The organism is Thalassospira sp. MIT121401 (assembly GCF_047125595.1).
Classification (GTDB): domain Bacteria; phylum Pseudomonadota; class Alphaproteobacteria; order Rhodospirillales; family Thalassospiraceae; genus Thalassospira; species Thalassospira povalilytica.
Map to the genome: position 1 here is coordinate 1,796,518 of NZ_CP138926.1, position 24,520 is coordinate 1,821,037.

At 55.6% G+C, this 24,520-nt stretch carries 26 protein-coding genes; 13 read left to right on the forward strand and 13 right to left on the reverse strand.

Annotated features, from left to right (window positions below):
• Positions 1-19: 19 nt before the first annotated feature.
• From SIB88_RS08085 to SIB88_RS08095, 3 genes are read right to left on the reverse strand one after another with little or no spacing between them, the layout of a single operon-like run.
• Complete coding sequence (locus SIB88_RS08085; protein WP_412557821.1) at positions 20-205, reverse strand: hypothetical protein; 186 nt, start codon at positions 203-205, stop codon at positions 20-22.
• Positions 196-489 (reverse strand): hypothetical protein, encoded by a 294-nt coding sequence (locus SIB88_RS08090; protein ID WP_412557822.1) that lies wholly within the window; start codon positions 487-489, stop codon positions 196-198. Before SIB88_RS08090 ends, SIB88_RS08085 begins: the two co-directional genes overlap by 10 nt.
• Positions 486-1,616 carry a hypothetical protein gene (locus tag SIB88_RS08095; protein ID WP_412557823.1) on the reverse strand — a complete coding sequence of 377 codons (1,131 nt, stop codon included), beginning with the start codon at positions 1,614-1,616 and terminating at the stop codon, positions 486-488. The genes SIB88_RS08090 and SIB88_RS08095 overlap by 4 nt, the downstream gene beginning before the upstream one ends.
• Here SIB88_RS08095 and SIB88_RS08100 point away from each other — a divergent pair.
• A complete protein-coding gene (locus SIB88_RS08100; protein WP_412557824.1) occupies positions 1,615-2,082 on the forward strand; it encodes a hypothetical protein in 468 nt (155 codons plus the stop codon). The genes SIB88_RS08095 and SIB88_RS08100 overlap by 2 nt on opposite strands.
• Positions 2,083-2,087: 5 nt before the next feature.
• Here SIB88_RS08100 and SIB88_RS08105 read toward each other — a convergent pair whose 3' ends face one another.
• The 10 genes from SIB88_RS08105 to SIB88_RS08150 form a co-directional block, all read right to left on the reverse strand.
• Entirely contained in the window at positions 2,088-3,005 is a 918-nt protein-coding gene (locus SIB88_RS08105; RefSeq protein ID WP_412565940.1) for a hypothetical protein, read from the reverse strand.
• Positions 3,006-3,099: 94 nt separating this feature from the next.
• A complete protein-coding gene (locus SIB88_RS08110) occupies positions 3,100-5,490 on the reverse strand; it encodes a VirB4 family type IV secretion system protein (protein ID WP_412557825.1) in 2,391 nt (796 codons plus the stop codon).
• Complete coding sequence (locus tag SIB88_RS08115; RefSeq protein ID WP_068518715.1) at positions 5,487-5,786, reverse strand: hypothetical protein; 300 nt, start codon at positions 5,784-5,786, stop codon at positions 5,487-5,489. Before SIB88_RS08115 ends, SIB88_RS08110 begins: the two co-directional genes overlap by 4 nt.
• On the reverse strand, positions 5,783-6,097 hold the full coding sequence (locus SIB88_RS08120; protein ID WP_068518714.1) for a TrbC/VirB2 family protein: 315 nt from the start codon (positions 6,095-6,097) through the stop codon (positions 5,783-5,785). Before SIB88_RS08120 ends, SIB88_RS08115 begins: the two co-directional genes overlap by 4 nt.
• 18 nt (positions 6,098-6,115) lie before the next feature.
• On the reverse strand, positions 6,116-6,556 hold the full coding sequence (locus tag SIB88_RS08125) for a hypothetical protein (protein ID WP_068518713.1): 441 nt from the start codon (positions 6,554-6,556) through the stop codon (positions 6,116-6,118).
• Complete coding sequence (locus SIB88_RS08130) at positions 6,556-7,299, reverse strand: conjugal transfer protein TraL (RefSeq protein WP_068518712.1); 744 nt, start codon at positions 7,297-7,299, stop codon at positions 6,556-6,558. Before SIB88_RS08130 ends, SIB88_RS08125 begins: the two co-directional genes overlap by 1 nt.
• Positions 7,286-7,522 carry a helix-turn-helix transcriptional regulator gene (locus tag SIB88_RS08135; RefSeq protein WP_068518711.1) on the reverse strand — a complete coding sequence of 79 codons (237 nt, stop codon included), beginning with the start codon at positions 7,520-7,522 and terminating at the stop codon, positions 7,286-7,288. The genes SIB88_RS08130 and SIB88_RS08135 overlap by 14 nt, the downstream gene beginning before the upstream one ends.
• On the reverse strand, positions 7,519-7,884 hold the full coding sequence (locus tag SIB88_RS08140; RefSeq protein WP_068518710.1) for a hypothetical protein: 366 nt from the start codon (positions 7,882-7,884) through the stop codon (positions 7,519-7,521). Before SIB88_RS08140 ends, SIB88_RS08135 begins: the two co-directional genes overlap by 4 nt.
• A 426-nt stretch (positions 7,885-8,310) precedes the next feature.
• Positions 8,311-10,272 carry an FAD-dependent oxidoreductase gene (locus SIB88_RS08145; protein WP_412557826.1) on the reverse strand — a complete coding sequence of 654 codons (1,962 nt, stop codon included), beginning with the start codon at positions 10,270-10,272 and terminating at the stop codon, positions 8,311-8,313.
• 1 nt (position 10,273) lies between these two features.
• The gene (locus SIB88_RS08150; RefSeq protein ID WP_412557827.1) at positions 10,274-11,110 is read right to left on the reverse strand and encodes an alpha/beta hydrolase; all 837 of its coding nucleotides are present in this window, start codon (positions 11,108-11,110) and stop codon (positions 10,274-10,276) included.
• A 205-nt stretch (positions 11,111-11,315) separates the two neighbouring features.
• On the opposite strand from SIB88_RS08150, the gene SIB88_RS08155 reads away from it, so the two are divergent.
• The 12 genes from SIB88_RS08155 to SIB88_RS08210 all read left to right on the forward strand — a co-directional run bounded on the left by SIB88_RS08155 (position 11,316) and on the right by SIB88_RS08210 (position 24,520).
• The gene (locus SIB88_RS08155; protein WP_412557828.1) at positions 11,316-13,610 is read left to right on the forward strand and encodes a bifunctional salicylyl-CoA 5-hydroxylase/oxidoreductase; all 2,295 of its coding nucleotides are present in this window, start codon (positions 11,316-11,318) and stop codon (positions 13,608-13,610) included.
• Between the two features lie 6 nt (positions 13,611-13,616).
• Positions 13,617-14,375: an SDR family NAD(P)-dependent oxidoreductase gene (locus SIB88_RS08160; protein ID WP_114113810.1), complete on the forward strand. Its 759-nt coding sequence runs from the start codon at positions 13,617-13,619 to the stop codon at positions 14,373-14,375.
• Entirely contained in the window at positions 14,372-14,872 is a 501-nt protein-coding gene (locus tag SIB88_RS08165) for a MarR family winged helix-turn-helix transcriptional regulator (protein ID WP_068518469.1), read from the forward strand. Before SIB88_RS08160 ends, SIB88_RS08165 begins: the two co-directional genes overlap by 4 nt.
• Positions 14,865-15,677: an enoyl-CoA hydratase family protein gene (locus SIB88_RS08170; RefSeq protein ID WP_068518468.1), complete on the forward strand. Its 813-nt coding sequence runs from the start codon at positions 14,865-14,867 to the stop codon at positions 15,675-15,677. Before SIB88_RS08165 ends, SIB88_RS08170 begins: the two co-directional genes overlap by 8 nt.
• Entirely contained in the window at positions 15,677-16,831 is a 1,155-nt protein-coding gene (locus SIB88_RS08175; RefSeq protein ID WP_412557829.1) for an acyl-CoA dehydrogenase family protein, read from the forward strand. The genes SIB88_RS08170 and SIB88_RS08175 overlap by 1 nt, the downstream gene beginning before the upstream one ends.
• A gap of 22 nt (positions 16,832-16,853) precedes the next feature.
• The gene (locus SIB88_RS08180; RefSeq protein WP_068518466.1) at positions 16,854-18,479 is read left to right on the forward strand and encodes an AMP-binding protein; all 1,626 of its coding nucleotides are present in this window, start codon (positions 16,854-16,856) and stop codon (positions 18,477-18,479) included.
• Entirely contained in the window at positions 18,476-19,669 is a 1,194-nt protein-coding gene (gene kynU, locus SIB88_RS08185; protein WP_412557830.1) for a kynureninase, read from the forward strand. Before SIB88_RS08180 ends, kynU begins: the two co-directional genes overlap by 4 nt.
• A gap of 2 nt (positions 19,670-19,671) precedes the next feature.
• Positions 19,672-20,517 (forward strand): tryptophan 2,3-dioxygenase, encoded by an 846-nt coding sequence (kynA, locus tag SIB88_RS08190; RefSeq protein ID WP_412557831.1) that lies wholly within the window; start codon positions 19,672-19,674, stop codon positions 20,515-20,517.
• Positions 20,518-20,654: 137 nt separating this feature from the next.
• Positions 20,655-21,794, forward strand: a complete 1,140-nt coding sequence (locus SIB88_RS08195) for an ABC transporter substrate-binding protein (protein ID WP_068518463.1) — start codon at positions 20,655-20,657, stop codon at positions 21,792-21,794.
• 78 nt (positions 21,795-21,872) lie between these two features.
• Positions 21,873-22,790: a branched-chain amino acid ABC transporter permease gene (locus tag SIB88_RS08200; protein WP_412557832.1), complete on the forward strand. Its 918-nt coding sequence runs from the start codon at positions 21,873-21,875 to the stop codon at positions 22,788-22,790.
• Between the two features lies 1 nt (position 22,791).
• Complete coding sequence (locus tag SIB88_RS08205; protein ID WP_068518461.1) at positions 22,792-23,778, forward strand: branched-chain amino acid ABC transporter permease; 987 nt, start codon at positions 22,792-22,794, stop codon at positions 23,776-23,778.
• The gene (locus SIB88_RS08210; protein ID WP_068518460.1) at positions 23,771-24,520 is read left to right on the forward strand and encodes an ABC transporter ATP-binding protein; all 750 of its coding nucleotides are present in this window, start codon (positions 23,771-23,773) and stop codon (positions 24,518-24,520) included. The genes SIB88_RS08205 and SIB88_RS08210 overlap by 8 nt, the downstream gene beginning before the upstream one ends.

A 24,520-nucleotide genomic window follows, 5' to 3' on the forward strand; every position in this document is an offset into this window, starting at 1 on the left:
TCGCGTTTGCCGATGCGTCCTAGCCAAGCCATGAGAAACCCTCGCCATTGAACTCAACCGGATCGCAGACACAGGGGCTGAGTTTCATTTCATCGGTTCCGGTTCCGTCTTTGGGGATCTCGCGGTCTTTTGAAACGGAGACACAGCCGGACAGGAAAACGGTAAGGCAAAGAATGGGGGCGAAATGTTTGGGGATCAGGCGCATGGCTGCGATCCTTTCTGATTGGTGGCGGTCGGGGAGGATGACGCGCCTAAACCAAGAACAAGCTTGGCAAGGGCAAGGATGATGGAAAGCGCGATCCAGATATGAACGGCACTGCGCGTCAGACCGGCCAACTGGTCTGCATCAACTTCGCGAAGGGCCATGACAAAGACGATCAGGCTTTCTGGCGAAAACATGCCGGTCAGAACCAGCAGCCAGAGCGCAACGAGAGGAAAAACGGCGATGATCAAAAAGACATCACGCAGGAATTTCTTGAGACGCTTCATGGCTTGCCTCCCCGATCAAAGGTCGGTGTCTTGAGGCGCTCCATGACGGCATTCTTGGCCGCAACGAGACTGTCTTTGGCAGCTCCTGCCGCTCCAACCGGATTGCGGGCGGCTCCCGCACCCAAGAGAACAGCATCAAGGGCGGCAGAAGCACCGCCCGGTGCGTATTTCTTGGCGGCATTGACGAGGGACAGACCGGTTGCGGTCATGCCAGCGGTAATGACGGCGGCGGCCTGATTGGTCAGCTGGGATCCGGCAATCGAGTTGGCCATGCCGGTGGCCTCGGCCATAAAGGCTGTACCCATCCAGCCAAGAACGATGGCAACCCAAAGGCCGGGATTGTCGATTGATGTGATCTCGCGAACGTTTTCGGTGTTCTGGATATCAAGGGAGGCTGCGCCATAGAGACACAGAGCAAGTGCCAGAGTTGATCCAAACAGCACCATGAAGGCGGCAAAGACGGTTCGAACTCCCGTGATCGCCATGCCGCGTCCCCAACCAAAGCCGACGGCAAGCATCAGGATCGGAGAGAGGGCTGAGAACATCATCACGCGGAAGATGCTGACAACAACCTGGCTGAAATAAACAATGATCAGGATGATGTAGGGCAGGGCGAGCAGCACGCCGTAGACCCCAGCCATCAGATTGCCGAGCGAGATGGACGACCAGATTTCAAAGGCGATGCGCAAGACAACGAGTAAGCCACGCTCGGCGACGTAAACGAGTTGTGCCATGCCGCCCAGTGAGGAGGCTTCACTCGGGATCGTGGCGGCTGTAATGCCACCTTCCATACCGGCAGACAGAACAACGCCAGCAGCACTACCCATCGTTGATAAAGCCATCTGATAGATGGAATTTACGAGAGTGGGCCCTTGCCCGCCGAGCAGCAGACCAGCTATAATGATGAATGCGAATTCATGAGCGAATCCAATTAGATCGCCCTTTCCCATGATCATCTTGCCGCCATGAATGACGATCCATAGACCAACGACGGAGAGATAGATGAACCACATTGGGTCGAGCAGCACAGTGCTCAGATTCTGGGTGAAACTGTTTGCCAGATCGACATACTCCGTCACCACGTCGCATGTCAGGCACATCAGATCATTCGTCACTGTTTCATCCATGACGTTTTTCCTTTTGATTGGCGCAGCGCAGGCGAGTTCTCTCGGTGTGGCGCTGAACAAAGGGGACTATTTGGATTGGGAATATGCTGTGTCGCTTTGGGCTAAGTTTGATCGCCCAGCTGCGCTTGAAGAGTGGGATCTGGTGATGCCGGTCTATGAAGCAAATAAAGACCTGATCGCAGGTGCTCGCGATGAGGTTTTGCAGAAGCTTGCCAATCACCCGCAGGGTGACTTGATCCAACGCGGTCATGACCTGCGTCTGGTTTACGACGTTTGGAAAGATGCCTACCGTTCGATCCTGCCACCAGGTGCGAAGGCGCAGCCATGGAACCAGCTTACTGGCTGGAACTGCACCTATGTTAAGAGGCGCAACATCTTCACCGGTGGCTGCAATGACATGCCTGACTGGCGTACCGAAGCTGATATCAAGAACCACAATGCGTTCATCACCAGAGGCGGAAACTAAGCCGATCATTCTGCAGCCTCCGCATCTTCGCGCTGCTGGGGCGGCAGGTATTGCAGCAACATGGTCGACTGGATCTTGACCAGCTGCGCCATGAGTTGCTGTTGTTGAACCTGCTGGCGGTTTGACATCGCCATCCATTTGGCAATTGCCATCAGAAGGCGCTTCATATCCGCCGCACCGTTGGTGCCAGCTTCGAGCTCTTCGATTGCCTGCTGAATTTCTTCTGCGCTTTGAACGGTCAGATCGCTCTGAGCCAAGCCTGTTGTAACTGCGTCTTTGGCCAGTTCTTCACGTCTGGCTTCGACCATGGCACGGGCTTGTTGTTGTGCCTGCCATTTGGCTTTGTTGACCGGGTGATCCGGATTGGACCAGACACCGCTGCCGGAACCGGAGCCATTGTTGCTGCCAGCAAACTCGCTGCCTTCCGGGAAGGTCCAGGTCGAAGGATCGTTCGGATCAAACCAAAGCGACTTGCGATAGATGCTGCGACCCTCGCAGATGCTAAAGAAGTCGAGATCATCGAGATTCATGCCTGGCATCAGACCAGACAGATCTGGCGTCAGACATTGAATGTCGCGCATGATCCGGTTGGTGAGCTTCTGCATGTTCAGCACGGGCAGGGTGATCTGTCCCATGGCCCCGATAGCATCAATCGTGCCCTGGGCTTGAGCGCTCAGTTTGGTCAGCCATTCAGTATGCTGTTTGAGCTGATCAATCTGCTTTTGCATCTTGCTGAGCTGTTCACCCAACTTCGCAATGGCAGACACATCGATCACCGGATAGGTCGCATAGGCAATGGCCGGGGTTGCTAGAACAATCCCGAAGGCCAGAGCAACTGAACGAAGACGCCTGTTCATGATCGACCTCCTGCGAGAAGAAGGAATAGCAAGACGATCAAGACGACACTGGTAGCGAGCGGCCAATGCATCATCGCAATCAGGCCGACAGCGCCAACGAGGCTGGTTACAGCCATCATTAAAAGGGATTGTTTGATCATGTTCGGGTGATCGCAGTTGCTTACAGATGGCTTGGCCATGCGTCCCCCCATTTGCGTTGAATGGTGGCCAGATCGTTATTGGCATCCGGCCCGGAACGGTAAAACCGTGCAGCATCGCCAAGCGGTGTCAGATCGACATCCAGAATGGCGCTTTCCTCAAAGCCGCTGGCCTCGTCGCGCTTGATGATCAGAACCCGCCGATCATTCTTCTTGCGTGATCGCGTGCGGCCCTGGACAAACAGCTTTTGCTCTTCATTGAGATTGAACGGTTTGAGGCTTTCTTCCGTGACCTTGGAGTTCGGGAAGAAGATCATGGTGGCGGTGTTCTCGATGATCGCTTCAGCGGCCCCGGTTTTGCCCAGACCTGCCGGATCCTGAAACGCCATGCCAACCGCACCGCCAAGCTTGCGGTATTCGCGATACATCTCGGCACCAAGATCGCGGAAGCCGGGGTTGGACAGCAGCTTGGCCGCTTCATCAATGAAGATGACAAAGCCACCATTACGTCCGGCAACCGATTTACTGATCGCCTCAGAAATATGACCAACCACCGGCCCGCCGAGAGCCGGATCGGCCAGTGCCTCGTTCATGTTGATGCCAACCATGTGCGACTGGTTCAGAAGGCCGCCGAGGCTGTCATGCGGGGCGTTGAAAATGTGGCTACGAAGACCTGTATTGCCCTTGTCGTCCGTCACCCATTGCGCGAAGGCGCGACGAAGGGCAGAGCGACGAGCAAAGGCAAAGGGATAGATGGCATTCAATGTGCGGTGTGGTGGTTCAATCTGGAACGCCAGATCGACGGCATGATTGAGCGCATCGATGTCACCGTCTTCGAGATCTATTCCGGCAAGTGACTTGAGGATCGCGTAGACACGTTCACGGTTCTTTGGGCTATCGTCCCCAACATCCAACGGATTGAGCGATAGTCCATCATAGGCTTGATAAAGACCGCCCATGGCTTCGACCATGAAGCGTGTGCCTTCCTTGGAATCAAAGATGTAGGACCGCACATTCTCAAATTTCGCAAGGCCACCCATCAGATGCATGATCAGGGTTGATTTACCGACCCCGGAGGGCGCAAAGACCAGAAAGTTGCCGAGCGAGAAAGGTTTGTTGACCACCTGAAACTGGAACGCATAGGACTGCCCGGTTGGTGTTTTAAACCAGCGCACCGGTGCTGGGCCGAACTGGCTGGCCAACATGCCGGTTGCAGAATGCGGCAAAGCCCAAAGGGCGGCGATGTTCTGATCACGCAGATCCAGCGGGGCCATAAACTGACTGCCTGGCAGTCTGATCTTGCGTTTGGAAACGACAGGCAAGCGGTTAAACCAGCAGACAGGTGCCCCCTTGGTTTGCACGGCATACCCGATCCGTTTATTGCCAAGGATCTCTGTGATCTCGCGGATAAGGCTGTTGAGTTTTTCCTCGGTTTCGGCACGGGGAATGATCTGAAACTGGGTGGCGAAAAGGGCCGTTTTCCCTTCGGCTAAAAGGTCGAGCAGGGTTGAGACTTCCGCCGCTGCTGCTGGATTGCCAAACCATGAGTTTGATTCACCTGCCATGCGGCGTTTGTTGACCAGCACCGCTTGGTCGCTGCCCCAAGGATCGCAGATTTGGCAGATCTCGATATCACCCTGCAGGGCGAGGATCTCGCCGATCAGGTGGCCGGAGACTGTTTCCGGCCAGAGTGTGACGGTAATGACCTTTTGGAATTGTCGGGCCGGAACATGTGTGGTGATGTTGCCGGTCACCTTGTCGCAATGAAGGTCAGATGCGGGAAGGTTTGCAGACAAGTTGTGACTGGTTGCCGGAAGGTCACGGCGATAATCGCCGCTGACCAATCCGTTGAGAAACCCGGTCAGCAGACAGGGTTGATCGTCGTTAGAACGGGCAAGCAACTCCGGGCGGTATTCCGACAGAATGGCCGGGATTTTCTCTTCGGCATCCAGCAGGGGCTGCATGGTCTGAGCCGTTGCCATCAGATACCAGTCGATGAAGTAGCTTGATTTATATTGTCTTGCTTCTGCGGTGCCGATCTCATCAAGCACGCTATTGGGCCACTTTGCATGAGCGGCAATCTCGCGCTGGCGTTTGACTGAGAACAACCGAACAGTGACGGACCGTTTGCCAAGCTCTTGCAAAAGAGATTGGCGACCAAGCAACAAGGTTTGTTGCTCGCTCTCGATACGGGCGTCATAGCTGGTCCCTTGCAGGTGCCAGATACGCGACAGCGACCCGTCTTTGCCACGCACGGTGACACCATCGACCGGATCAATCCCGTCGAGTTCCAACTCGTCCTGCAGCCAGTCTTGCTCAATATCCCCAAGCAAAAGGCGACGACCCGCCGGAACGACCAGGCCGCCCGCCATACCGGTCACAAGACCAGTGGTGATTACATCGGCCCAAATCATTTGCGACCTCCCGTGGTCAGGAGGCGCTCACCCTTACGGCTGCCCCAAAACATTGGGGTCACCAGCAGATCGCGGTCATAGTTCGGATTGATCCGCTGATGTTTGACGAGATAGATCCATGCGCCGACAAAGCCCACGATCCCGCCTGGAATAACCAGGGCAGGAAAATCGAACACGACGGGCAGGACAAAACCCAGAACGCCAACGAGACCGGCAACAAGCAAAAGCGAGATCGGTAGACCGATCAGCGTCATCTGGCGCTGGACCTGAATGAGAACAGCACTGGCGGCTTTCATTTGAGAACCCCCAGAAGACCCGAAGCAATGGCCGGTCCTGCAGTGACCAGGATGCCACCAATCACCATCATGATGCCGCGTTGTGGATCGAGCCTGCCTGTGAAGGCTCCCCAACCACCATAGACGACCAAACCAAGACCAAGCGCGATGGCGAAGATCTTGCCAAAGCCTTCGGCCAGAAGTTCGAGGAAGGAGACAACCGGATCCCACCAGTTGCCACCTGTAGTGTCTTGCGCAAAAGCGGGTTCGGTCATGGCCAATGTGGCAAGGCCAGCGATGACAGCGATTTTGAGAAGGTTGCGTTTATCCATGTTCTGTTTTCCTTGTCGTCAAATCGTCAAAACGGTGAGGACGCCCAGCGTGAAGACGACGGCGACCAGATTGAGAGCGGTGAGGATGGAGATCAGCTTGACCATCTTGCGAAAGCGGTCCTGCGCCATATCAGCAAGGCGGGCGGCTTCCTGCATGGCAGACAGACGTTCCCGCACGGCATCAGTCAGGGCTTCATTCTTGAAGTCCTCGATGGCGGCAGTGACTTCGTTGGTGAAGGTTTCTGCCTGTGCCTGGATGATCCCGGACAGGGTGCGGTTATGCTGATCGATCAGGCGGCGATGCTCGTCGAGCACGACCTTGTGGATGGTGTAGATCATGAGCACCGGGTCACCGTCCTCGACGGTGACCTGATGAACTTTCCACAAATGGGTGCGCAGCTCTTCGATGCTGTCCATGGTCAGGGGCGGCGGAGGAGCCTCATCAAGAACGCTGGCCATTACAGCACCGCCTGTTCCATGGAGGCCCCAATGCTACGCCAGGTCATCATCAGGCGCTGGCGCGACATCAAGGGGAAGTCTGCGTGGCTGCCTGCTTCATCGAAGGTCAGGCGGGCACGCATCATCTGTTCAATGTCATGGCCAAAGGTTTCTTTGCGAACCTCGGGTAAACGGACCAGCGCGTGAATGCGGTTCTTGTTTTTCTTGTAAAGTCCGGAATGCTCGAAGCTCTCGACTTCGCCAGATGCGTTCTTGCGTTCGATCCGCCCGAAATATTCATTGAGCCAGACGACGACCGGAATATCGGGAACGCTCTGCAAGACCTGATGCAGCCCTTGCATGGTATCATTAAGCGCCTGGCCACCTGTCAGGATCGTATGAAGCCGGACTTCATGACCGGCATCGGCCAGCATTTGCAGGGCCTGTGCTTCAACCATATAGCCAAGCAGCGGCAGGAAGGTGCTGGCCCCGTTATCGATCACCACAACCCCGTCTTCCGGGCCGATCATGATCTGTTCGATCAGGGCATCGAAATAGCGCGGGTTGATCTCGTCAGGACGTTCGCCCAGGCGAATGGTTTCGACGGGGAATGCCTTGTATCCGGCAAAGGTCTGGTTGACCGGATCGGTATCATAGCAATGAAGCGGGGTGTCGCGTTTGAGGTAATGCTGCGCGAGAAGGCTTGCGACAAACGACTTGCCGACCCCGCCCTTGCCCTGAAGGGTAAGATTAATCAACGCCATCGGCGATAACTCCATCTGAAATAATAATTTTGATGCCCAGCACAGTGGCGAGGCGGAACATGTGGGCTGCTGACAGATCCGTCCTGCCAGCCTCAAAGTCTCGATAGGTGCGTTCGCACACGCCGATACATTCACCTGCACCAGCTTGGGTGAGGTGTTTGCTCTCGCGGGCTTGCCGCAGGCGGGTGTGAAGAGTGAGGTAATCTGATTTCCAGGAGTTCACGGAGTTTCCTCCGTGTTGTCCGAGGACCCTTCCCACAAGCGATCAAGCTCTTCTTGCTCTTCGGCCTTGAGGCTTGGGAGCAAATTGCTTGTGGCTGGCTTCGACTTCTCAGTGAGGTAGTTCTGGATTGGTTTGCTGGTGCGCCCAGTGGATTGCGCAGAGGTATTGCGTGTGGACTTCGAGGCTTCAGTACGCAGTCGTTTAACGCGGTCATAGAATGACCTGCGAGACATTGTGATACGTCCCGATGCGCTCAGTTCTTCGTAGATTGTTCTGACCAGAATGCCTTGCTCAAGCTTGCCGAGAATTTCATCTCGCAAAGCAAGGATTTCGATCTTCGCCTGACCCCATTCGGCTGGCATTGTAGGACCCCCATCATGCCGTTAACGACTTGACAAGGATCGGAAATGTATGGTCTCAATTCTCTACCGAGTGCACCAAAATCTGATGTTTCTCGGGGAAAAGAATTGGGCAAACAGGTATGCCCCCGCAACCAAAACAACAAACCCCGCCATCGGCGGGGTTTTGTCGTTTTAGTCTTGGGTCAGAATTAGAACCTTCGATCTTCCTGCGTTACGAGCCTGTGCTCATAACTTGAAGGCTGAAGACGTCAAGAAAACGTGCCAGTGGCACGTTTTTAGTCTGAAGGTTGAGCACGACCGACAGGTCGCGCGCAGACTGCGCTATCGCCCCTTCCTCAAATCTATCCGATACCTGTTTGCAGGTTCTTTGCGAAGGCAAGAGACAAGAGCAGTCAGAACCAAATCCCGTTGCCGTCGCCGCAATCCCTACTTGTCAGAGCGCGTCAAATACATCGGCCCGCCCTTATGTCTCGGGAAGCCATAGCCATTGACCATCACAACGTCGATGGCATCCGGGCTGTTGGCGATGCCTTCGCTCAGGATCTTGTCGCCTTCATTGCGCATGGCCGCGAGGATGGTGTCGATGATTTCATCATGGGAAAAGTCGCGGCGTGTGATGCCCTTCTTTTCTGACTCGGCAATGACCAGCGCATCGACTTCCGGGTCCGGCTGGGCTTTGCCGTTTTCGTCATAGCGATACCATCCAAGGCCGTTCTTTTTGCCAAAACGCCCCATTTCGCACAGGTAATCACCCAGTGCGACATAGCGTTCTGCCGGATCACGGAAGGGGGCAAGGCGTTTGCGCGTGGCCCAGGAAATTTCGAGACCGGCCATATCCTGCATGGCAAAAAGGCCCATCGGGAAGCCGAATTCGACCATGGCAGCATCGATCTGGTGGGGAAGAGCACCGTCTTCGAGCATATATTCGCAATGCTTGCGATAGGCCGACATGATGCGATTGCCAATAAAGCCGTCACAGACGCTGCATGGAACAGCAATTTTGCCAAGAGAACGGCCAAAGGCAAAGGCGGTCGCAAGGCTTTTCGCGTCGGCCTGCTTGGTTCGGACGATTTCCAGTAGCTTCATGATATGGGCAGGCGAGAAGAAATGAAGCCCGATCACGCGCCCCGGATTAACGCATTTTGCCGCGATCTCGTTGATGTCAAGATAGGACGTGTTGGATGCCAAAACCGCATCGGGTTTGCAATGAAGGGACAGTTTGCCAAACACATCATGCTTAACGCCCATATCTTCAAAGACGGCCTCAACCACCAGATCGGCCGAAGCCAGGGCGGCATAGTCCGTACTGGTTGAAAGGGCTGCCATCAACTGATCAAAGCGATCCTGGGTGATCAATCCGCGCTTGAGGCTTCCTGAAAGATGCTTTTCGACCGTGTTGCGGCCATTCGCACAGGCATCTTCATTGCGTTCAATGATCGTGACCTTAAAGCCCGCAAGCAAGGATGCGGTTGCAATGCCCGCCCCCATGATGCCGCCGCCAATCACGCCGACATCGGTAATGGGTGCGGGATCGACACCGGAAAGCTCGGGCAATTTGCCAACCGAACGTTCGGCAAAGAAGATGTGACGAAGCGCCTTTGACTGATCGCTGTCGCGCAGTTCGACAAAAGTTTGACGTTCATAGGCAAGACCGTCTTTGGCGCCCTTTTCAAGGCCGGTACGCAGGACGTCAATGGCCGCAAGCGGTGCAATCTGGCCGCGGGCTTTTTTGCGGGCGGATGCGATGATGTCGTCCCATGCAGCACTGTCGGGCACATCGACCGGTGCACGATCAACAAGGGCGACCGGCATATCGTGATCAAGGATCGTCTGGGCAAAGTCCTTGGCGGCATCAAGCAGCGCGCCGTGGCAAATCGCATCGATCAGACCAATTTCGTTGGCCTTGGTGCTTGAAACAGGTTTGCCGGACGTGATGATGTTGATGGCCTCAGTCACAGGGACCTGACGGGGCAGACGAACCGTCCCGCCCGCACCGGGGATCAGGCCAAGATTGACTTCCGGAAGGCCAAGCTTGGCTGATTTATCTGCAATCCGGTAATGACATCCCAGCGCGACTTCAAGCCCGCCGCCAAGGGCATGACCGTGAATGGCGGCAATAACCGGTTTGGTTGCTTCTTCGAGCCGTTTGATCACATCGGGAAGGATCGGGTCTTTGGGCGGTTGACCAAATTCCGTCACATCGGCCCCGGCGATAAAGGTTTTGCCGCCACAGATCAGGATCGCGATCCGGATGGCCGGATCATGATCGATTTGATCAAGGGCATCAACGATGCCGACCCGCACCGGATGGCTGGTGGCGTTGATCGGCGGATTGTTGATTGTGATGATGCCGATATGGTCTTCACGGGTCAGGGTGACGGTGGTCATATCAGTCATCCTCCCCGCTGATCGGTGTCAAAAGGCAGGCCGTCAGATCAGATTCGGGATCGGCAAGATCGGCAATGACATCGAAATGATGCTTGTCCGGGGCATGGACCGAACGGGTCGATGCGCCAAGCCCGGTCCAGATATTGGCAAGCAAATCATTCTGGCGGACAAATTCCGGACGTTCATCGGCACCAACCCAGCAGGTGATCGAGCAGGGCAGGGCTGGTTTGAGAAGGGCTGCACTTTCGGTTGCCGCTTCTTCTTCATCAAGGCCCAGGACATCATTCATTGACGTGTTCATAAGCGGTCGCAAATCATGCAGGCCGGAAATTGACACCGTGTTTTCAATCCGTGCCAGAACACCGGGGGCCAAGGGCGAGGTGTTTGAAACCATCCGGCTGACAAGATGGCCGCCCGCCGAATGCCCGGTCAGGTGAATGGGACCGGATATGCGGCCCGCAACATGATTGATTGCCGCGGCAACCTGTCGGGTGATCTGGGACAGGCGGGCATCTGGTGCGAGCGTATAGCTTGGCAGGCAAACAGCCCAACCCCTGGCGACCGCGCCATTGGCAAGATGCGACCAGCTTGATTTGTCAAAGGCCTTCCAATAGCCGCCATGAACGAAAACGACCAGGCCCTTTGGTGCGCCGACAGGCAGGAACAGATCGTATTTTTCGCGATCAGCAGAACCATAGGGAACATCAAGTTCGGCCCGGCCACCGGCAATCAGGGCATCGCGGAACCGGGAGGATTGTTCAGCCCACATGCCCGGAAAGGATCCGGCATCGGCAATATGGTCGCCATTGGCATAAGCATCATCCCAGTCGGTAATCATGTGACTTCTTCCCTGATATTCGATGTGGTGGCGGTTCGGTCCCGCGGTCAAAGGCGGGCTTGCGCATTCTGTTTATAGGACAAATTCTAGGCAACTTCACAGATATTTCAAACTTAAAATATTTGTGCTTGAAATAAAACAGAACGAGGCGTACCGTTTTATCAGTTTCCCGAAACAACCAAACAAATCAGGAAGGGAAAAGCTGGTGAGAGTAGCTTGTCTGGGTGGCGGTCCTGCGGGACTTTATTTTGCAATCTCGATGAAATTGCGCGATCCCGCCAATGAGGTGGTGGTGATTGAACGCAACAAGCCCGATGACACATTCGGCTGGGGCGTGGTGCTGTCTGACGAGACGCTGGATAACTTGGCTGAAAATGATGCCAAAAGTGCCGAGGCCATTCGTGCCAACTTTTCCTATTGGGATGATGTTGCGGTTCAGTATCGCGGCGAGAAAACCGTGTCGACCGGTCATGGTTTCTGCGGTATTGGCCGCAAAAAGCTTCTGATCCTGCTTCAGCAACGTGCGCGTGAGCTTGGTGTTGAATTGCGGTTCGAGACCGAGGCCGAAAGTGCGGCAAGCTATGCCAAAGAATTTGATCTTGTGGTTGCCAGCGACGGGTTGAATTCGAAAACCCGCAGCGAGTTTGCCGATCAGTTCCAGCCCGATATTGATACCCGCAAATGCAAATTTGTCTGGCTGGGTACGCATCAGAAGTTCGACGATGCCTTTACCTTCATCTTCGAACAAACCGACAAGGGCTGGGTCTGGGCGCACGCCTATCAGTTCGATGATGAAACCGCGACCTTCATTGTCGAATGCTCGCAGGAAACCTGGGACGCATACGGCTTTGGCGAGATGTCCAAGGAAGAGTCGATTGCGACCTGCGAGGCGATTTTCAAGGATCATCTTGGTGGTCATGCCCTGATCAGCAATGCCCATCATATTCGTGGTTCGGCCTGGCTGAGTTTCCCGCGCGTTCTGTGCAAAAGCTGGTCGCATGAAAATATTGTCCTGATGGGCGATGCCGCGGCGACCGCGCATTTTTCGATTGGATCGGGAACCAAGCTTGCGCTTGAAAGTGCGATTGCGCTGGCCAATTACCTGCATTCCGAGCCTGATCTGAAATCGGCCTTTGGCAAGTATGAGGACGAACGTCGTCTTGAGGTGCTGCGTTTGCAGTCAGCTGCGCGCAACTCGATGGAATGGTTCGAAGAGATCGAACGTTACTTTGATTTCGATCCGGTCCAGTTCACCTATTCTCTTTTGACCAGATCACAACGTATCAGCCACGAAAACCTGCGCATGCGCGATGCCAAATGGCTGGAAAGTGCTGAAAGCTGGTTCCAGCGCAAGGCAGGATTACCGGCATCCGAACCGGTCCGTCATCCCATGTTTGTGCCGTTCAAACTGCGCGATATGGAACTGAAAAACCGGATCGTTGTTTCCCCGATGGCGCAATACAAGGCCGTTGATGGTTGCCCGACCGACTGGCATCTGATCCATTATGCCGAACGTGCCAAGGGCGGTGCGGGGCTGGTTTATACCGAAATGACCTGTGTCTCGGCCGATGGCCGGATCACGCCGGGCTGCCCGGGTGTCTATGATGATGCCCATGAAGCGGCCTGGAAACGGATCACCGATTTCGTGCATGGCGAAACAGATGCGAAAATCTGCATGCAGATCGGTCATTCGGGACGCAAGGGATCAACCCAGCTGGGTTGGGAAGAAATGGATGCGCCGTTAAAAGACGGCAACTGGCCGCTTTTGTCGGCATCCGCCATTGCCTGGTCTGATCGCAATGCGGTTCCCAAGGCCATGACGCGCGAAGATATGGATATGGTCCGTGACCAGTTCGTCGCCGGAGCCGAAATGGCCGACCGCGCCGGATTTGACATGATCGAAGTCCATGCCGCGCACGGGTATCTTCTGTCATCCTTCATCAGCCCGGTCAGCAATACGCGCGATGATGAATATGGCGGATCGCTTGAAAACCGGATGCGTTACCCGCTTGAAGTCATCAATGCCGTGCGTGCAGCCTGGCCTGCCAACAAGCCGATGTCGGTCCGTATTTCGGCCAATGACTGGGTCGGGGATGCCGGGGTAACACCCGAAGAAGCGGTTGAGATTGCCCGCATTCTCCGGGCCAACGATGTTGATATCTGTGACGTTTCTGCCGGTCAGACGACAAAGGATGCGCGCCCGGTTTATGGCCGCATGTTCCAAACACCGTTTTCTGATCGTATCCGCAACGAAGCCAAAATGGCGACCATGGCGGTTGGCAATATTTACGAACCCGATCACGTCAATTCGATCCTGATGGCGGGGCGTGCGGATCTTGTCTGTCTGGCCCGTCCGCATCTGGCCGATCCGTACTGGACGCTGCATCAGGCAGCCCAGCTTGGCAACCGCACCGAAAACTGGCCGGCCCCCTATTATGCCGGGCGTGATCAGATGTGGCGTCTTTCTGAGCGGGCCGATGTCATGACCGGAAAGGTGTAATTCGTGATGGGTGATCTTGCCATTCAGCGTGCATTGATAACCGGGGGCGGTTCAGGTGTCGGGGCGGTTATGGCCCGGATGCTGGCCGATGCCGGGGTCAAGGTTGCCGTTTCAGGTCGCCGGACCGATGTTCTGGCCGAGGTCGCCCAGCATGACAACATCATGGCGATCGCAGCAGACGTTACCGATGAAACATCTGTGCGTGACATGTTCACCACCATGGTCGAAACCATGGGGGCGCCCGATCTAGTGATTGCCAATGCCGGCATGGCCGAAAGTGCCCCGGTCGGCAAAATGTCGGTCGATCTTTGGAAGCGCACCATTGATGTCAATCTGACCGGAACGTTTCTGACCTTCCGCGAAGGGCTTGCCGTGATGGACAAGGCCAAGCCGGGGCGACTGATTTCGATTGCCTCGACCGCGGGGCTAAAAGGTTATGCCTATGTCACGGCCTATTGTGCGGCAAAGCATGGCGTTGTCGGCCTGATCAAGGGGATGGCCGTTGAACTTGCCAGCAGCCCGATCACCGTCAATGCGGTTTGCCCGGGCTTTATGGAAACACCGATGCTTGAAAAGTCGGTGGCAAACATCGTTGCGAAAACCGGCATGACCCGTGATCAGGCCCGCGCAAGCCTTGCCAAAATCAATCCGCAGAACCGGTTCATTCAACCAGACGAGGTTGCTGAAACCGTGATGTGGCTGTGCAGCCCGAATGCGGGGTCGATCACCGGCCAGACCATTTCCGTGTCGGGAGGAGAAGCATGAATATGAACAAATCCGAAAATGCCACCGGACCGGGCGGAAACGAAACGTCTGATATCTCCAAGGCGCGCCTGCGGGCCTGGCTGCAAATCCTGAAAGTGTCGCGCAAGATCGAAGGCGAACTGCGCGAAAAAATGCGGGTCGAGTTCGGATCGACCTTGCCGCGGTTTGATGTGCTGGCCGCCCTTTATCGCGAACGCGATGGCATGCGCATGAGCGAACTTTCAAAATCGCTGATGGTTTCGAACGGCAATGTCACCGGCATCGTGGACCGGCTTGTGGCAGAGGGACTGGTGGTCCGCCTGCCGGTCGAAAATGACCGCCGCGCATCCATCGTGCGTCTGACCGAGGCAGGCGAAAAGGATTTCGCCGAACGCGCACTGGTTCATGAAAGCTGGGTTTCCGATCTGTTTTCCGATCTGTCGTCATCGGATGCCGATGCCCTTATTCGTATTCTTCGCACCATCTCCCACCATAACGAGGCGCCCCACCATGACTAGGATGGCCAACATCACACCGACCCATTTCAATTGGCGTATGGAAGGCGACGTTGCCGTCATTTCACTGGATCGGCCGGATCGTAAAAACCCGCTGACCTTTGAAAGCTATGCCGAGCTTCGCGATACGTTCCGCGATCTGGTCTATGCCGATGACGTCAAGGCCGTGGTGTTCGGATCAAACGGTGGTAATTTCTGCTCTGGCGGGGATGTGCATGACATTATCGGTCCGCTGATCAAAAAGGACATGAAGGGCCTTCTGGAATTCACCCGCATGACCGGTGATCTGGTCAAGGCGATCATTGGCTGTGGCAAGCCGGTGATTGCGGCTGTGGATGGCGTTTGTGTGGGTGCGGGGGCAATCATTGCCATGGCATCCGACCTGCGTCTGGCAACGGCCGCCTCCAAAACGGCCTTCCTGTTTACCCGGGTCGGTCTTGCCGGATGCGATATGGGCGCATGTGCGATCCTGCCACGCATCATCGGCCAGGGCCGTGCCGCCGAACTTCTTTATACCGGTCGTTCCATGTCGGCCGAAGAAGGCGAACGGTGGGGGTTCTATAACCGTCTGGTCGAGGCCGATGTTCTCGAAGCAGAAGCCATCGCCCTTGCCACCCGTATTTCCCAGGGCCCGAATTTCGGTCACATGATGACCAAAACCATGCTGGCCCAGGAATGGAACATGTCGATTGAACAGGCCATCGAGGCCGAAGCACAGGCGCAAGCGATCTGCATGCAGACCGAAGATTTCAACCGCGCCTACAAGGCCTTTGTCGCCAAGGAAAAACCGGTGTTTGAGGGCAATTGATGGCTGATACATCCTACCTTGACTGGCCGTTTTTCGAAGATCGCCACCGTGAACTGGCGACGCGTCTTGACGCATGGGCATCGGCCAACCTTGATGGCATTGATCATGGTGATGTCGATGCCGCGTGTCGGGATCTTGTGGGGCGTCTTGCCGGGGGCGAATGGCTTCGCCATACCGCGATTGATGACACTGATCCCAATTCAAAGCTTGATGTCAGATCGCTGTGCCTGATCCGCGAGACACTGGCACGCTATGACGGTCTGGCCGATTTCGCATTTGCAATGCAGGGCTTGGGGAGTGGCGCGATCTCCTTGTTTGGAACGGAAGCCCATCAGAGGGAGTGGCTTCCAAAAGTACGTTCCGGCAAGGGGATCGCTGCCTTTGCCCTGACAGAACCAAAGTCGGGATCAGACGTTGCCAATATCGCCCTGGATGCCCGGCGCGATGGCGATGACTTTGTTCTGAATGGCGAGAAAACCTGGATTTCCAATGGGGGCATTGCCGATTTCTACTGCGTCTTTGCGCGCACCGGCGAAGCACCCGGGGCAAAGGGGCTTTCGGCCTTTGTGATCCCGGCCGGTATTCCCGGGTTTGAAATTGCCGAACGTCTGCACACCATTGCCCCGCATCCGCTTGCGCGCCTGAAATTCACCGATTGCCGTATTCCGGCATCAAGCCTGATCGGCAAGGGCGGGGATGGTTTCAAGATCGCCATGTCGGTGCTTGATGTTTTCCGTTCGACCGTGGCGGCGGCGGCGCTTGGCTTTGCGCGCCGTGCCCTTGATGAAACCATCACGCGGGTTCAGGAACGCGAACTGTTTGGCGCACCGTTATTTGATCTTCAGATGGTGCAGGGACATGTCGCGGACATGGCGCTTGATATCGATGCGTCGGCACTTCTGGTTTACCGGGCCGCGTGGCTGAAAGACAGCGGTGCCGCCCGGGTCAGCCGCGAAGCGGCGATGGCCAAACTTTATTCCACCGATCATGCACAAACCGTCATAGACAAGGCGGTGCAAATTCATGGCGGTGATGGTGTGCGCAGTGGCCACATCGTTGAATCGCTTTACCGGGAAATTCGCGCCCTTCGCATTTATGAAGGCGCATCCGACGTCCAGAAAATAATCATCGCACGGCAAACGCTGGCGCAATAATGGCTGTATCAGGGACTTCACAATGCTCGGACCAACCGCACATACCGATAGCTTCACCCGGGACAAGCTCCCGCCGCTCAATGAATGGCCGGAAATCAATCTGGATGGGTTCGACTATCCCGAATATCTGAATGCCGGTGTTGAGCTGACCGATAAAATGGTCGAACAGGGTTTTGGGGATAACACCGCCCTGATCGGCAATGGTCGCCAGCGTACCTATAAGGAACTGGCAGACTGGACCAACCGCATTGCCCATGCGCTGGTCGAAGATTACGGCGTCAAGCCCGGCAACCGCATTCTGATCCGTTCGGCCAACAACCCGGCGATGGTGGCGTGCTGGCTGGCGGCGACCAAGGCCGGCGCGGTTGTGGTCAATACAATGCCGATGCTGCGTGCCGGCGAATTGGGCCAGATTGTCGATAAGGCCGAAATTGAATTTGCGCTTTGTGATACGCGTCTGATGGATGAACTGGTGGCCTGTGCCAAGGACAGCAAGTTCCTTAAAAAGGTCATCGGGTTTGATGGTACGGCCAATCATGATGCCGAACTGGATCGCATTGCCCTGACCAAATCGGTCAAGTTCGAGGCGGTTAAAACCGGGCGTGACGATGTGGCATTGCTTGGCTTTACGTCGGGCACCACCGGCAGCCCCAAGGCCACCATGCATTTCCACCGTGATCTTCTGATCATTGCGGATGGCTATGCCAAGGAAGTGCTCAATGTGACGCCCGATGATGTGTTTGTCGGATCGCCGCCGCTTGCCTTTACCTTTGGTCTGGGCGGACTTGCGATCTTCCCGCTGCGTTTCGGTGCAACGGCGACACTGCTTGAAAAGGCATCCCCGCCCAACATGATCGAAATCATCGAAACCTATAAGGCGACGGTTTGCTTTACCGCCCCGACTGCCTATCGGGTGATGCTTTCGGCGATGGATGACGGGGCGGATCTTTCATCCTTGCGTGCGGCTGTTTCGGCTGGTGAAACGCTTCCGGCCCCGGTCTATGAGGCATGGATGGCCAAAACGGGTAAACCGATGCTTGATGGCATTGGTGCGACCGAGATGCTCCATATCTTTATTTCCAACCGTTTTGGCGACAGCCACCCGGCCTGCACCGGGCGTCCGGTTTCCGGGTATGAGGCCAAGATCGTCGATCATGACATGAACGAAGTGCCGGTCGGCACGGTCGGGCGTCTTGCCGTGCGTGGTCCGACGGGCTGTCGTTATCTGGATGATGTTCGTCAGGCCGTCTATGTCCGCGATGGCTGGAACCTGACCGGGGATGCGTTCTTTGTCGATGAAAAGGGCTATTACCATTTCGCGGCGCGCAATGACGATATGATCGTTTCATCGGGCTATAACATTGCCGGTCCCGAAGTCGAAGCGGCGCTTCTGTCCCACGCGGCCGTGGCAGAATGTGCCGTGATCGGTGCCCCCGATGAAGAACGCGGCACCATCGTTCAGGCCCATATCGTTCTGGCGGACGGTTTCCACCCGACACCCGAGATGGCCAAACTGCTTCAGGATCATGTAAAAGCGACGATCGCGCCGTTCAAATATCCGCGCTCCGTCGTCTTTATCGAGACACTGCCAAAAACCGCGACTGGAAAAATCCAGCGCTTCAGACTGAAACAGGAAATGTCTGCATGACCGACTTTGCCGCCACCAAATCCCTGTTCCATATCCCCGAAGGTGTGATTTACCTTGACGGGAATTCGCTTGGCGTGCTGCCGAAAACGGCTGCAAACCGCGCCAAAGCGATGATCGAGGATGAATGGGGGGAAATGCTTATCCGTGGCTGGAACGAAGCCAAATGGATGGAGCAACCCGAACGTGTCGGCAATCTTGTCGCACGTTTGATCGGGGCGGCACCCGGTACGGTCGTGATGGGCGATACCCTGTCGATCAAGGTCTATCAGGCCTTGGCAAGTGCGCTTGAAATGCGCGCGGATCGCAAGGTTGTTGTTTCAGATAACGGCAACTTCCCGACCGATCTTTATATGGCTGATGGCCTGATCAAAAGTCTGGATAAGGGGCATGTTCTTAAAACCCCAAATCCCGAAGATGTCGAAAGCCTGATCAACGAAGATCTGGCTGTGCTGATGCTGACCCAGGTGGATTATCGCACGGGCCGCATGCATGACATGAAACGCATCACCGAACTGGCGCATGCCGCGGGTGCCCTGGTGATCTGGGACCTTGCCCATTCGGCTGGTGCGGTGCCGGTGGATCTGACCGGGTGCAATGCCGATTTCGCAGTGGGATGTACCTATAAATATCTCAATGGTGGTCCCGGTGCGCCGGCCTTTATCTATGTCCGTCCCGATCATGCCAAGGTTGCCCGCCCGGCACTGTCGGGCTGGCTTGGTCATGCGGCCCCCTTTGCCTTTGACCCGGATTACACCCCGGCACCCGATGTGTCGCGCATGCGGGTTGGCACCCCGCCGGTGATCCAGATGACGGTTCTGGAAGAAGCAATGAAGGCATGGGACGGCGTTGAAATGGCCGATATCCGTGCACGCAGCATCGAACTTTGTGAACAATTCATCGCGGGGGTCGAGGCAAGCTGCCCGATGCTGGAACTTGCAAGTCCGCGTGATGCCGCAAACCGTGGATCACAGGTCTCGTTCAGGTTTGATCAGGGCTATGCGGTGATGCAGGCATTGATCGCACGCGGGGTGATTGGTGATTTCCGTGCCCCTGATGTGATCCGTTTTGGCTTTACCCCGCTTTATATCGACAATGCCGATGTTGATGGTGCGGTCAAAATCCTTGCTGAAATCATGGAAACCAGGGCTTGGGACAAGCCGGAGTTTCACAAACGCAATGCGGTGACCTGATCATGGCAAAACCGACCACCCCCTATGATCCCGGCACCGAAGGTGCCCGTACGGATTTCTCCGATCAGATGTCCTATGGGGATTATCTGTCTCTTGATGCGATCCTGACCGCCCAGCACCCGCAATCGGATGCCCATGACGAATTGCTGTTCATCATTCAGCACCAGACATCCGAACTTTGGATGAAACTTGCGATCCGTGAAATTGCGGCTGCGCGCAAGGCCATTCGGGGTGGCGATTTGCGCCCGGCCTTTAAAATGCTGGCCCGTGTGTCGCGGATTTTCGAACAGCTCAATAACGCATGGGACGTTTTGCGCACCATGACGCCAAGTGACTATACGACATTCCGTGATGCGCTTGGCCCGTCATCTGGGTTCCAGTCCTATCAGTATCGTCAGATCGAATTCATGCTGGGCAATCGCAATCACGCGATGTTGCGCCCCCATGCACATCGCGAAGACATCATGGAAATGCTCAAGGCCGAACTGGCAACGCCAAGCCTGTATGACGAGGCGCTTAATCTTGTCGCGGGCGAGGGGATTGATATTCCCGATCATATTCTGAACCGCGATGTTTCGGCCCCCTACACGCCAGATGATGCGGTGATTGCCGCCTGGCACAAGGTTTACAGCGACCCGGCAAAGCACTGGTCGCTTTATGAACTGGCTGAAAAGCTGGTCGATTTCGAAGATTACTTCCGTCGCTGGCGCTTTAACCATGTGACCACGGTCGAACGCGTTATTGGTTTCAAACGCGGGACCGGCGGAACCGGTGGTGTCAGTTATCTTAAGAAAATGCTGGAAGTAGAACTGTTTCCGGAACTCTGGCGGGTGCGAACCACGCTTTGAGGATGGACGGACCCGATGCAAATACTGCAAGATCAGGGGCAGGCATCAGGTTCACGAAAACCACGACGCAAAAAGACATAAATGTCGTGGGATCAACGTGTTGCTAAATGAAAAATCGTATTAACACGGAGGCTTTAATGAAGGGTATCAAGACAACCATCGCAGCAGTTGCTGCTTTGCTTGCAGCCGGGGCGGCGCACGCTGATCCGGTCAAGGTCGGCATGATCACGACGCTTTCGGGTGGCGGTGCCGGTCTGGGGATCGATGCACGTGACGGCTTTATGCTGGCTGTCAAACAGGCAAACAATCCGGACCTGCAGGTCGTGATCGAAGACGATCAGCGCAAACCGGACGTTGCAGTTCAGCTGGCTGACAAAATGATCCAGCAGGAAAAGGTTGATGTTCTGACTGGTATCATCTGGTCGAACCTGGCCATGGCGGTTGTACCGTCCGCAGTTGCACAGGACAAAATCTATCTGTCGGTCAACGCTGCCCCGTCGCAGCTTGCCGGCAAAGGCTGCAACAAAAACTATTTCAGCGTTTCCTATCAGAACGACAACCTGCATGAAGCAGCCGGTGGCTATGCATCAAGTGCCGGTTATCAGAAGGCCTTTATTCTTGCGCCGAACTATCCGGCCGGTAAGGACTCCCTGGCTGGTTTCAAACGCTTCTTCATGGGTGATATCGCCGAAGAAGTTTACACCAAGCTTGGCCAGACCGACTATGCCGCCGAAATCGCACAGATCCGTGCATCGGGTGCAGACAGCGTCTTCTTCTTCCTTCCGGGCGGCATGGGCATCGCGTTCATGAAACAGTACGCCCAGTCCGGTGTTGATATTCCGCTGATCGGCCCGGCATTCTCGATGGATCAGGGCATTCTCGGCGCTGTTGGTGACGCAGCACTTGGTGTGAAAAACACCTCGAACTGGTCGAAAGACATCGACAACCCGACGAATGCGGCATTCGTTGAAACCTTCCAGGCCGAATATGGTCGTCTGCCGTCGCTTTATGCATCCTATGGCTTTGACACGGCAAACCTGCTGCTCTCAGCAATGGGCAAGGCAAGCATTTCCGATAAGGAAGCGTTCCGTGATGCCCTGCGTTCTGCCGATTTCAATTCGGTGCGTGGCAACTTCATCTTTGGCCCGAACCAGCACCCGATTCAGGACATCTATGTTCGTGAAGTCGTGAAGGAAGGTGACGTTCTGACCAACAAGATCGTTGGTGTCGCCCTTAAAGACCACTCTGACGCCTATGCGTCGGAATGCTCGATGTAATGACGAGCTGACAAGACGGTGGGGGCCGGTCACGGTCAATGACCGGTCCCCGACCACCTTGTGACGGAGTTTCCAATAATGTTCTCTCTTTTTCTGGAGCAGCTGTTAAACAGCCTTCAGTCCGGTCTGATGCTGTTTTTGATGGCATCGGGGCTGACGCTGGTTTTCGGTGTAATGGGGCTGATTAACCTTGCCCACGGCTCGCTCTATATGGTTGGTGCGTTTGCCTGTGCTGCTGTTGCGGCCTGGACCGGCTCATTCTGGCTTGGTCTTGTTGCAAGTCTGATGGCCGCTGCACTTGCCGGTGTTCTGGTTGAAATATTGATTATTCGCCGCTTGTATAACCGTGATCATCTTGATCAGGTGTTGGCGACTTTTGCCCTTATTTTGGTTTTTTCCGAAGGGACCCGCTGGCTTTTCGGTTCCTTCCCGCTTTTCCTCAGCGTCCCCGATATCCTGACCGGTACGGTCGTTCTGCCCGGCGCGCTTGAATATCCGATTTTCCGTCTGGCGATCATTATTGCCGGGCTTCTGGTTGCGGTCGGCCTGTTCCTTTTGATTGGCAAGACCCGTCTTGGGGTGCGCATCCGCGCGGGTGAGGCCGATCGTGGCATGATCGCCGCACTCGGGGTCAATATCGACCGTCTTTATACGGTTGTCTTTGCGCTTGGCGCGGCGTTGGCCGGGCTTGCCGGTGCCTTTGTCGGCACGACCCAGTCGGTTCAGGTCGGCATGGGTGAACCCGTGCTTATTCTGGCCTTTGTCGTCATTGTTATTGGCGGTATCGGTTCGATCAAAGGCGCGCTGGTCGGATCGCTTCTGGTCGGGTTTACCGACACGATGGGGCGTTTCCTGTTGCCGCATGCCTTTGCCACCTTCCTTGATCCGTCAAGTGCGACGGCAATCGGGTCGGCACTTGCATCCATGTTGATTTATATCGTGATGGCGCTGGTTCTGTTCCTGCGTCCAAGCGGTTTGTTCGGGACGGAAGCCTGATATGACCATGAACCGCGAAACACTTATCAATTCCATTCTGGCCATTGCACTTGTGGCTGTGCCGCTGATTGCGATGGGGATGGATGAACCCTTTATCATTACCCTTGCGACCAAGGTGGCGATCTTTGCCATGGCCGGGGTCGGGCTTAACCTTGTTCTTGGTTTTGGCGGCCTTGTGTCATTCGGTCATGCGGCGTTCTTTGGCATCGGCGGCTATGCCGCGGGCATTCTTGCCAGCCATGCGCTCAATTATGAACCGATCATGGAAAGCCCGTTCCTGATCGAAGGCACCACCCAGATGATTGTGATCTGGATCGTGGCCCTTGTGGTATCGGCCCTTGTTGCGCTGGCGATCGGGGCGATCACGCTTCGGACCAGTGGCGTCTATTTCATCATGATCACCCTGGCCTTTGCCCAGATGATCTATTACTTCGCCATTTCCTGGCCGGCTTATGGCGGCGAAGACGGATTGTCGATCTATGTGCGCAATGGTTTCCCGGGGCTCAATACCCTGGATCCGATCAGCTTCTTTGCCCTTTGCGCGGTGATGCTGGGGATTGTCATGCTGTTTTCAGCTGTCCTGATCCGGTCACGCTTTGGTCTTGCCCTTCAGGGCGCGCGCCAGAATGCGCAACGCATGACGGCGGTGGGCATTGCGCCGTTCCGTATCCGACTGGTTGCCTTTGTGATTTCGGCAATGATTACCGCCCTTGCCGGGGCGCTATATGCCGATCTTAACCGCTTTGTCAGTCCGACCATGCTGTCCTGGCACATGTCGGGCGAAATCATGATCTTTGTCATTCTGGGCGGGGTTGGACGTTTGTTCGGTCCGCTGGCCGGTGCGGCACTTTATATCATTCTCGAACATCTGCTTGGCGGTGTGTGGGAATTCTGGCAATTGCCGCTTGGTGTGTTGTTGCTGATTGTGGTGCTGTTTGCCCGCGGTGGTTTGGTCGGTGTTCTGGCCGGGGAGCGTAAACATGCCTGATGCCATTCTTTCGCTTTCAAACATCACCAAACAGTTCGGATCGTTACTTGCCAGTGATGATGTGACCCTTGATCTGCGTCCCGGTGAAATTCATGCCCTGATCGGTCCGAACGGGGCGGGTAAATCGACCCTGATCAAACAGATCGCGGGCGAAATCCAATCTGACAGCGGTAACATTCATTTCGATGGTCAGCTGATCAACGAATTTGATGCAGTTGCCCGCTCGCGCATGGGTCTTGCCCGAACGTTTCAGGTGTCCTCCCTGATGCCGGAATTCTCGGTTCTGCAAAATGTGATGCTGGCGCGCCAGTCGGTCAGTGGAAAGGTATTTCGCTTTTTCCGCCCGGTTCTTGGTGACAAATCGCTGGTCGAACCGGCCATGGCACAGCTTGAACGGGTCGGCTTGGCCGATCGTGCACAGATGCGTGCGGCCGATATTTCGCATGGCGAACGCCGTCAGCTTGAAATGGCTGTGGCCCTTGCCCTTGAACCCAAGGCGTTCCTTCTTGATGAACCGATGGCCGGTATGGGGCCGGAAGGTTCCAAACGTCTGACCGGGTTCCTTGATGGTTTGCGTGCGCAGGCCCCGATCCTTCTGGTCGAACATGACATGGATGCGGTCTTTGCGCTCGCCGACCGGATTTCGGTTTTGGTCTATGGCCGGATTATCGCGACCGGCACGGTCGATGAAATCCGCGGCAACGAAGATGTCAAACGTGCCTATCTCGGGGAGGAAGCCTGA

Excerpts from the sequence above, each read along its gene's own strand:
- SIB88_RS08085 (WP_412557821.1), bottom strand. The coding sequence starts at position 205 with ATGCGCCTGATCCCCAAACATTTCGCCCCCATTCTTTGCCTTACCGTT.
- SIB88_RS08090 (WP_412557822.1), bottom strand. The coding sequence starts at position 489 with ATGAAGCGTCTCAAGAAATTCCTGCGTGATGTCTTTTTGATCATCGCC.
- SIB88_RS08100 (WP_412557824.1), top strand. The coding sequence starts at position 1,615 with ATGACGTTTTTCCTTTTGATTGGCGCAGCGCAGGCGAGTTCTCTCGGT.
- SIB88_RS08095 (WP_412557823.1), bottom strand. The coding sequence starts at position 1,616 with ATGGATGAAACAGTGACGAATGATCTGATGTGCCTGACATGCGACGTG.
- SIB88_RS08110 (WP_412557825.1), bottom strand. The coding sequence starts at position 5,490 with ATGATTTGGGCCGATGTAATCACCACTGGTCTTGTGACCGGTATGGCG.
- SIB88_RS08115 (WP_068518715.1), bottom strand. The coding sequence starts at position 5,786 with ATGAAAGCCGCCAGTGCTGTTCTCATTCAGGTCCAGCGCCAGATGACG.
- SIB88_RS08120 (WP_068518714.1), bottom strand. The coding sequence starts at position 6,097 with ATGGATAAACGCAACCTTCTCAAAATCGCTGTCATCGCTGGCCTTGCC.
- SIB88_RS08125 (WP_068518713.1), bottom strand. The coding sequence starts at position 6,556 with ATGGCCAGCGTTCTTGATGAGGCTCCTCCGCCGCCCCTGACCATGGAC.
- SIB88_RS08130 (WP_068518712.1), bottom strand. The coding sequence starts at position 7,299 with ATGGCGTTGATTAATCTTACCCTTCAGGGCAAGGGCGGGGTCGGCAAG.
- SIB88_RS08140 (WP_068518710.1), bottom strand. The coding sequence starts at position 7,884 with ATGCCAGCCGAATGGGGTCAGGCGAAGATCGAAATCCTTGCTTTGCGA.
- SIB88_RS08145 (WP_412557826.1), bottom strand. The coding sequence starts at position 10,272 with ATGACCACCGTCACCCTGACCCGTGAAGACCATATCGGCATCATCACA.
- SIB88_RS08150 (WP_412557827.1), bottom strand. The coding sequence starts at position 11,110 with ATGATTACCGACTGGGATGATGCTTATGCCAATGGCGACCATATTGCC.
- SIB88_RS08160 (WP_114113810.1), top strand. The coding sequence starts at position 13,617 with ATGGGTGATCTTGCCATTCAGCGTGCATTGATAACCGGGGGCGGTTCA.
- SIB88_RS08165 (WP_068518469.1), top strand. The coding sequence starts at position 14,372 with ATGAATATGAACAAATCCGAAAATGCCACCGGACCGGGCGGAAACGAA.
- SIB88_RS08170 (WP_068518468.1), top strand. The coding sequence starts at position 14,865 with ATGACTAGGATGGCCAACATCACACCGACCCATTTCAATTGGCGTATG.
- SIB88_RS08175 (WP_412557829.1), top strand. The coding sequence starts at position 15,677 with ATGGCTGATACATCCTACCTTGACTGGCCGTTTTTCGAAGATCGCCAC.
- SIB88_RS08180 (WP_068518466.1), top strand. The coding sequence starts at position 16,854 with ATGCTCGGACCAACCGCACATACCGATAGCTTCACCCGGGACAAGCTC.
- kynU (WP_412557830.1), top strand. The coding sequence starts at position 18,476 with ATGACCGACTTTGCCGCCACCAAATCCCTGTTCCATATCCCCGAAGGT.
- kynA (WP_412557831.1), top strand. The coding sequence starts at position 19,672 with ATGGCAAAACCGACCACCCCCTATGATCCCGGCACCGAAGGTGCCCGT.
- SIB88_RS08195 (WP_068518463.1), top strand. The coding sequence starts at position 20,655 with ATGAAGGGTATCAAGACAACCATCGCAGCAGTTGCTGCTTTGCTTGCA.
- SIB88_RS08200 (WP_412557832.1), top strand. The coding sequence starts at position 21,873 with ATGTTCTCTCTTTTTCTGGAGCAGCTGTTAAACAGCCTTCAGTCCGGT.
- SIB88_RS08205 (WP_068518461.1), top strand. The coding sequence starts at position 22,792 with ATGACCATGAACCGCGAAACACTTATCAATTCCATTCTGGCCATTGCA.
- SIB88_RS08210 (WP_068518460.1), top strand. The coding sequence starts at position 23,771 with ATGCCTGATGCCATTCTTTCGCTTTCAAACATCACCAAACAGTTCGGA.